This is a genomic window from Pelatocladus sp., assembly GCF_059505505.1.
This window is the reverse complement of the sequence record NZ_JCACKS010000106.1, coordinates 1-7,961: the sequence shown is the minus strand read 5'-3', so window position 1 is coordinate 7,961 and position 7,961 is coordinate 1. Positions and strand designations below refer to the sequence as shown.

General features: G+C 39.7%; 7 protein-coding genes and 2 pseudogenes. 3 read left to right on the top strand and 6 right to left on the bottom strand.

What is annotated here, in order from left to right:
- Positions 1 to 215: 215 nt before the first annotated feature.
- A pseudogene (locus AC5JMK_RS10200) lies at positions 216 to 782 on the bottom strand (IS630 family transposase).
- A 135-nt stretch (positions 783 to 917) separates the two neighbouring features.
- Between AC5JMK_RS10200 and AC5JMK_RS10195 the strand changes: the two are divergent.
- The gene (locus tag AC5JMK_RS10195) at positions 918 to 1,310 is read left to right on the top strand and encodes a trypsin-like serine peptidase (protein WP_495910005.1); all 393 of its coding nucleotides are present in this window, start codon (positions 918 to 920) and stop codon (positions 1,308 to 1,310) included.
- A 98-nt stretch (positions 1,311 to 1,408) separates the two neighbouring features.
- Here AC5JMK_RS10195 and AC5JMK_RS10190 read toward each other — a convergent pair whose 3' ends face one another.
- The 3 genes from AC5JMK_RS10190 to AC5JMK_RS10180 all read right to left on the bottom strand — a co-directional run bounded on the left by AC5JMK_RS10190 (position 1,409) and on the right by AC5JMK_RS10180 (position 4,219).
- Positions 1,409 to 1,951: a CAP domain-containing protein gene (locus AC5JMK_RS10190; RefSeq protein ID WP_096677969.1), complete on the bottom strand. Its 543-nt coding sequence runs from the start codon at positions 1,949 to 1,951 to the stop codon at positions 1,409 to 1,411.
- Positions 1,952 to 2,135: 184 nt separating this feature from the next.
- Positions 2,136 to 3,392, bottom strand: coding sequence for a geranylgeranyl reductase (chlP, locus tag AC5JMK_RS10185; protein WP_096677968.1), 1,257 nt, complete (start codon positions 3,390 to 3,392; stop codon positions 2,136 to 2,138).
- Between the two features lie 224 nt (positions 3,393 to 3,616).
- Positions 3,617 to 4,219, bottom strand: coding sequence for a YdcF family protein (locus tag AC5JMK_RS10180; RefSeq protein ID WP_096677967.1), 603 nt, complete (start codon positions 4,217 to 4,219; stop codon positions 3,617 to 3,619).
- Positions 4,220 to 4,450: 231 nt separating this feature from the next.
- On the opposite strand from AC5JMK_RS10180, the gene cbiE reads away from it, so the two are divergent.
- Positions 4,451 to 5,695, top strand: a complete 1,245-nt coding sequence (gene cbiE, locus AC5JMK_RS10175; RefSeq protein ID WP_495910004.1) for a precorrin-6y C5,15-methyltransferase (decarboxylating) subunit CbiE — start codon at positions 4,451 to 4,453, stop codon at positions 5,693 to 5,695.
- Between the two features lie 16 nt (positions 5,696 to 5,711).
- Here cbiE and AC5JMK_RS10170 read toward each other — a convergent pair whose 3' ends face one another.
- Positions 5,712 to 6,182: a DUF4870 domain-containing protein gene (locus tag AC5JMK_RS10170; protein WP_096677966.1), complete on the bottom strand. Its 471-nt coding sequence runs from the start codon at positions 6,180 to 6,182 to the stop codon at positions 5,712 to 5,714.
- A gap of 952 nt (positions 6,183 to 7,134) precedes the next feature.
- Here AC5JMK_RS10170 and AC5JMK_RS10165 point away from each other — a divergent pair.
- Complete coding sequence (locus AC5JMK_RS10165; protein WP_096677964.1) at positions 7,135 to 7,719, top strand: fasciclin domain-containing protein; 585 nt, start codon at positions 7,135 to 7,137, stop codon at positions 7,717 to 7,719.
- 26 nt (positions 7,720 to 7,745) lie between these two features.
- Here the strand turns inward: AC5JMK_RS10165 and AC5JMK_RS10160 are convergent.
- A pseudogene (locus tag AC5JMK_RS10160) lies at positions 7,746 to 7,961 on the bottom strand (hypothetical protein); the annotation flags it as partial.

The window sequence follows — 7,961 nt, the reverse complement described above, 5'->3', positions numbered from 1 at the left end:
AGAGCTAGTCACATAAAGGCTTTGATAGTTGTCGGAGATGTCTATTGTAGAGACGCGATTTATCGCGTCTTGACCCCGCGTCTTGACTCAAGTATGTATTTGCGATCGCTAATTGAATTGGTATTACCTCCCAATAATTTAAACACGGCTTTTAGTAAGCGCTTCAGTGCTTAGAAACTAAAATGCTCAAATTCTGTAACTTAACTCTTAAGTACTTATGCAAAATTAATTACATATTTTTCTCCAAAATCTCGAATGACTTTTTCAACATAGTTAACTAAATTTGACCAACTAGAGTATGCATCTATTTCTATCCATTCATATTTCATAAAACGCCAGAGAATTTCTATTAAATTTAGTTGAGGAGAGTAGGATGGTAGCCAAAATATTTCTAATTTCTTCTGTTGCCACTCGCTAATTTTTTGGTGGTTTTTTTTGCTTGTGTGAAATGAGGGTCTTCCGCGTACCAGAATTGGGCAGGCTTCGTCGAAATATTTCGTCGGCCCACAGATTAATCAGGGGGTATCAAGCCTGCCCAATTCTGGAGGGGACAATGCAAATGATGCTTTATCCATAACGACAATGGTTTTTCTTTGGAGATTTTCAGCAAATTTATCAAGACAAGAGATAACTACATCGCTTGTAATTCTTCCTTCAAATATATAGGCATCTAATTCTTGCTCACAATTCATTAATTCTAGTACATTTATGCGACGACTACGACTACTGTCAATTTCAATATTTTCTCCTTTTTCTTGCCATCCATAAGGACAAGAAGGTATTTTACATTACTAATTTCATAATATACAATTTATTTTGCGTAAGTACTTGTTAGGGATATTGCCTCTGTAGAAGAAGTAATTTATGGCACAGATTTTAAAGAAGGTGCCACACTAAATGCCAATGACTGGGCAGTTATGAAAATCAATAAGCCTCTTGGTCGCAAGTATGGATATTTAGGAATCAAAACTCTACCTTCTCAAACATTGATTCGCAATCAGAAAAAATACTTTTTCGTTGGCTATTCTGGCGATTTTCCAACTCCAAGTTATCAAAAGTACTTTAGTGCTGGCGCTGGATGGACAGCGAGCTTCCAAAAGGATTGTAGTATTGTTAGGGAAGAAGAAAATTTCCTTTTCCATGATTGCGACACTGCGGGTGGTTCTTCTGGAGGCCCTATCATTGCCATGATTAATGGTGAACCCTATATTGTTGCTCTCAATGAGGGTGAAATCAAAACTTTTGCTAAAGATTTGATTAATGTTGCAGTCAAAATCGATTTCTTGGAACAGTTAAACGCTGGAAATTGAGGGATTGGGGATTGGGTATGGGGAAGATGGGGAGGATTGGTAAGTAAATTTTCTCCCTCATCTCCCATATCTCTCCTATCTCTCTTCCCTTGTTGTTCTTATCTTGTGCGGAGGAAAATGTGTGTAAAGTAAATTTTGCCTTGGCTATTACTCCCAACACCAATACCAGTAAGATTGTAATTACCTTTTATATGAGCCAGATGCCCTGGACTATTTAGCCAGGATTGTAGGGCTTGTGTAGCAGGATCACTGTAACCCTGGTTATAAGCAATATTCTCTGCGGCTGCGCTATAGGGAATACCGATACTTTGGATTCGTTGTTCAAATCCACTATGACCAAATGCGACTGTACCATTAGCCATGTTTCGACTATGAGTCCTAGCCTGCTCATCGATCGCAACGTTACGAGTCAAAGCTGGTAAACCTTGAGAGGTACGGTAATCATTAATTTGCTGAAAAACTGACTCTTCTATAACAGAAGTATCAACAGTAGATGCTGTGAGTTTAATACTATGATGTGGTAGTCGAGAATGCACCCAGCCTTTTGCTATATCAGTTTGGTTTGGTGTAGAAATAGCCATTACTCCACTGCTGAGGGTAAAAGCCCCTAAAAAGATGCTGCAAATTGCTGTTCGGAACATCTAAAATTTTCCCCATAGTTGATGTGAAGTAAATTTTACTTCGTTAGAGGAAAATTGCAATACTATATACATTTGATTAATTTATCAAAAAAACTAGACGCACCCAAAGCGGAGAAATTTCCCCAAATCAGGTGCGTCTTTTGTGTTCTCTTCTTAATAACCCTTATAGCTCAATCATCTACAATTAGGGAGCAAGGGCATTACCGCGAATTAAGCTACCAATGGTCTTGGCAGTAATTTTTAGCTGGGTAATGGGATTAGCTGGCACGACGGTTTTGTACAGATAGCTATCAAAGGTTAGCTTTTGTACATCAAGGTCAGCACACATTTCCACAAATGCCTCGCGGGTGGCATCGGAACGGTAAAATACGGTTTGCAACAGGTCTAGGACTTTGTAGGTGAGTCCATATTTTTTATCCCAACGCTTTAAGTAGACCTTGAGATCAGCTTCGGTGGGGATACGAGCGCCGCCGTTGGACACTTCTACAATGGTTTCAGCACACATGCGTCCAGATTTGGCAGCAAAGTAAATACCTTCTCCAGAGGATTTGGTAACATAACCTGCTGCATCTCCTACCAACGCGATCCGACCAACAACGCGACGGGGACGGGGATGTTCAGGAATGGGGTGTGCTTCGACTTTGATGATTTGACCACCTACCAGCTTATGGGCAGCACGGGCGCGAATACCAGCTTGCAATTGTTTGATGCTGGCTTTGTTGACGTGCATTGTACCAGTACCGACGGCTACATGGTCGTATTTGGGGAAAACCCAAGCGTAGAAGTCGGTAGAAACGTCGTCACCGACGTACATTTCTGCCAGGTTATTGTAATAGACCATTTGCTCTTGGGGCAGGCGAATCCGCTCTTGGAAAGCGATCGCATAATTGTAATCCCCAGCGTCCATTTCTTTGGCAATACGGGAGTTTGCGCCATCCGCCCCAATAATTAAATCTACTTTGAGGGTTTTGGCTATGCCTTGGGCGCCACCTTCTGTATGGTCTACATAATGGATGGTATAGGGGTCAGTGTTGTTTGTAGGAATATCTAGTTTATGAACGGTGGCATTTATTAAATTTGCGCCTAATTTTGCCGCACGATTTCGCAGATAACCATCTAGCACCTCGCGACGGCACATTCCTATATATTCATCTTGTTTTACTAAATTGATATCAACCTCACGATTGGAGGGTGAAATCATTTTCATCTTCCGCACCTGGCGATCGATAATATCCTGGGGCAGGTCAAATTCACTGACCATGCACAGAGGAATTGCACCGCCACAGGGTTTGGCATTATCTAGCTTGCGCTCGAATAGGTAGGTTTCGATCCCAGCTTTTGCCAAAGTTTCTGCGGCAGATGAGCCAGCTGGGCCTGACCCAACAACAGCAACCCGTAGTGTCAAAGGTCTACTCCCGATCTTCACATTTACCGAAAGCATCGTATCACGGACTTTTGGCTCATTTCTCTGTGTATCTTGAGATCTCACGGAATTGCAATATTCCTTAATGTTTCGCAATCAAAAATGGTGTTTTGGGGATTGGAGGGTGAACAAAGCCAAAACTAACTTCAGGTGGAGTAACAGAAAGTGTACTGATTTCTGTAAGCGCAGAGCGCAGGCTACGCCAACAAAAATCAAATAGGAATCCTATCTAAGATAAGATTTTACAGTCTCAGGAAAAGATAAACAAAGTAACCAAAAGTTTCTCTGAGAAGAAACTTAAATTGAGTTTGAAAGCTGCGATAACGAGTAGTTGGTGTTGCAGATGGATATGCATCTATTCCTAAGTCTTGTGCCATCAAAACTGCTCGTTTCATATGTAAAGGATCACTCACAATGAGAAACTTAGATAAATGCTGAGATAATGCAATATTCTTTGCATATAAAAGGTTCTGGTGAGTATTTTGGGAAGCAGTTTCGGTTAAGATATTGGCTTTTTTTACTCCTTTGGAAATTGCATAATGTTTACCTACAATTGCTTCGGCAATTTCTTTATTTTTGCCAACTCCGCCAGTAAAAATGATATTGTGAACTTTACCATGTTTGTAGAGATTAATTGCGTGGTTAATTCGTTCTTGGAAAACTGGTGAAGGTTTTTCTCCCCAAACTTCGGCTCCTAAAACAATAGCTGCATCAGCATTAGTAACCTTGGTTTTGCTGCTGTAAACGTAGATGCTGAATGTAATTATTGCAAGTATTGGCATAATTACAGGCACAAGACAAAGTAAAACGATAGCCAAATATGGCTTTTTGATTTTGTCTATCATGAACATAATTTCGTTAATTGAAATCTTCTGCTGTCTGCTTTTTGCCTTTTTGCTCAAATATTAAAAGTTATTATTAATATTCACTCTCTCACATTATTTTTGTCATCCTGCTTTCAGATTATCTCGTAAGTCAGACAATTTTGGATTTTGGACTTTCGATTTATTCCACGGATAAATCTGCTTTCTTGTAACATCAAGGAATGATTGGTCAATCTAAAATCTAAAAATCGAATGGCTCACGTGCAAAAATGGCTATCTGTTATAGGTATTGGTGAAGATGGGCTATCAGGATTGAGTGCGATCGCTCATTCTATACTACAAAATGCAGAGGTAATAGTTGGTGGAAGTCGTCATTTAGCTATGCTACCAGCCGATGATATGCGTGAAAAAATCACTTGGTCATCACCCATCAGCATATCTATAGAAGAAATTCTTCGTCGTCGGGGTCAATCTGTCTGTGTTTTAGCCAGTGGCGATCCCATGTGCTTTGGTATTGGTGTCACCCTCAGACGCAGCATACCTATGACTGAAATGACCATTATTCCTACACCTTCATCTTTCAGCCTTGCTTGTGCCAAACTAGGATGGTCACTTACGGAAGTAGAGACATTAAGCCTCAACGCTCGTCCTCCTGCTCTACTCCAAAGTATGATTTACGCTGGGGCGCGATTGTTGATTTTGAGTGAAGGAAAACAAACCCCGACAATTGTAGCTGATATATTGACTAAACGTGGATTTGGTGGTAGTAAAATTAAAGTGTTAGAACGCATGGGTGGTTCTCAAGAACGCATCATTGAAGGGACAGCCGCCTCATGGATAACTACAGAAATAGCTGAATTAAATACTATTGCTGTCGAGTGTATTGCTGATCCTGGGGTTGTGGGGTTATCTCGTTTAGCAGGTTTACCAGATGATGTCTACCATCATGACGGTCAACTCACCAAGCGCGAAGTACGAGCGATCACCCTCGCGGCTTTGGCTCCTGTACCGGGACAATTATTGTGGGATGTTGGTGCAGGGTGTGGTTCGATAGGTATTGAATGGATGCGGACTCATTCTCGATGTCGAGCGATCGCGATTGAACAAAATCTCACTAGATTACAATATATCGCTGACAATGCTACTGCTCTTGGTACACCCAATTTACAAATAGTCCACGGTAAAGTCCCCACTGCATTGAAAGATTTACCCCAACCCGACGCTATTTTTATCGGTGGTGGTGCAACAGCAGCAGGCTTATTTGAAGTTTGTTGGCAAGCTTTACGTTCCGGTGGACGCTTGGTTGCTAATGCTGTCACCATCGAAAGTGAACAAAAATTGCTGCAATGGCAAAATCAAGTTGGTGGGGAATTAATGCGTGTCGCAGTTCAAAGGGTTGCTCCCATTGGCGGATTTTTGGGATGGAAGCCAATGACACCAGTAACGCAATGGGTTGTAGTGAAGTTTGAGCAACAATCAGTATTTGGACAAAATTAAATTCATAGGGAATTACTCAATTTCTTAAAAATCTAATGGTAAAAGGATAGCGATAGTGTTGACCTTTGTATGCTTTTACAGAGGCAAATATTACTAAACATAATTGTGTTAATAATAATATTGATATGAGTATAATTAAAACTGTTAATAAAGTATTTAAAGTTGTGTCTAATTGTTTAGATGCCACATTATTTGTGAGTGCAATCCCACAAGTTGTAAAAACCAAAAATAGGGAAAATATAATTACAATTAATGTATAAACTGTGATTGAAAGCTGAAAATTTAAAGATTCTTTGCCTTGAAAGTCTATCCACGGATCTTGTGATTTTTTCCATTGCCAAACTATTAATGGACCAAGAATATTCAGTAATGGAAGATATATGGGTATGCCAATAAAGACTAAAGAAATTAATGGTATCCACAACAAAGCTGAGAGATGACACAGCGTAGCCCAAATACGTATTTGCTTGTTGCTGCTTTGTGTCATTTTATTTGGATTTATCTAAGAGGTTGTTTGAAAAGTAGTTGGCTGTGATTTTAGGCACTTATTGATTTCCCTTAACTCCTCAGAATCAAAGTCTCCCTTTGTTAGCGGGATTTAGGGGGATCTAAAACGTTTTGCTACCGACAAGAGGATTTTTCAAACATCCTCTAAACAAATCATCGGTTTAAAAACAAACATCTTGATTCACAGAATGAGTCCACATTAGAGGTTAGATGTAAAAAAAGTCAAGATTAAAATCTAAGGATTTCTCGGTTGTAGTTTTCTGGAATAGGTTCGATTTCCCAATTTATACCGTCAAGGTGTGAGTCTCAAAGATGAGTTTTTCTTGGTGTCTACTATCTATAGCACTTCTGACTCGATTGCAATACAGTCGGAACCCCACCCCGGCTTTGCTGACGCAAAACCTCCCCTAAGCGCTTGCGCTTAGGGGATTAAGGGGTGGGGTACGTATTGGACACAACCGAGAACTGCTATAGTAGTCCACCACATCAACTTTGAGGAGTTTGTAGTAAGGACTTTAGTCCTCTATAAGCGCTTAAGCGATCACTATGAATCCAGCATAGTTCGTGTAGTCGAGTACTAGGTTACTTTTCTACCCACTGTTAGGTATGATTGCTCCATCGCAACTTAGCATCTGTAGCCTAAGCACCAAAGCGATCGCTGAGAACAAAATTAACATTTTCTCTCAAAGTTATTTATTTAACTTTGACTAGGATTTGAAGTCAGTAGTTCGCAATAAAAAAACCTAAAAATAATCAGGCTTTGACTCTAAAATCTGAATATCAGTATATGAATTAAATTTACTCATTTTATACTTATTGATGTCATATATTGGCATTCCAATTTTTAGTCTAAAATTATATAATTTTTTCCGTAAACTAGCATTCAAGTCTTGTAGTATTAGCGTAAAACTTAGAGTTACCAGGTAAGTCTTATGTTTCCTCAAAGAATTCATGCCTTAAGTGGCAAAAAATGGTTTGTCCGATTGGCTTGGGTAATGGGGATTATTGGTGTTACAACCATGATTAGTTCTCCAGTCTTAGCCAGAAGATTCTATGGCTTTGCCTTTCTGCAACCTTCTGCTTATCGGAACTATCCTTATCGCAACTCCAACAGTACCATTGCTGATACTCTTGCTAAGGATGGTAAATATGCCAATCTAGTTTATGAATTGAAAGAAGCTAAACTTTTTGACCAGCTGAAAAAGCCAGGTTATTTCACAATTTTTGCTCCGACCGATGATGCATTCAATGGTTTAAAGAGCAACGTTTTCTCCCAATATAGTAACAACCGTGAGAAAGTTTTGAAATATCACGTGATTGTTGGCGAAATTACTCCTGAGCAGTTAAAAGCTGGAGTACTCAAAACTCTAGAAGGAAGTCAACTCAAAATTACCGAAGACGCTGATGGTGAAGTTAAGGTAGATAATGCTAAAGTCAACCATCCTGCCACAACTACCACTAATGGCGTGATTGTCCAAATTAACGGACTACTTATACCTTCTGATGTCAGCTTATAAGCTTTAGCTGATTTCGCTAAATATTATTAAACCATCCTAGAGCATCCCCCAACTTCGTTTTTTGTAAAGCTGGGGGATTTTAAAATGTAAGTCGATACATTCGCAATGTAAGGCGATGCATTAATAATGTAGGGTGATACATTCACAATGTAAGGCGATGCATTAATAATGTAGGGCGATACATTCGCAATGTAAGGCGATGCATTAATAATGTAGGGTGATACATTCACAATGTAAGGCGA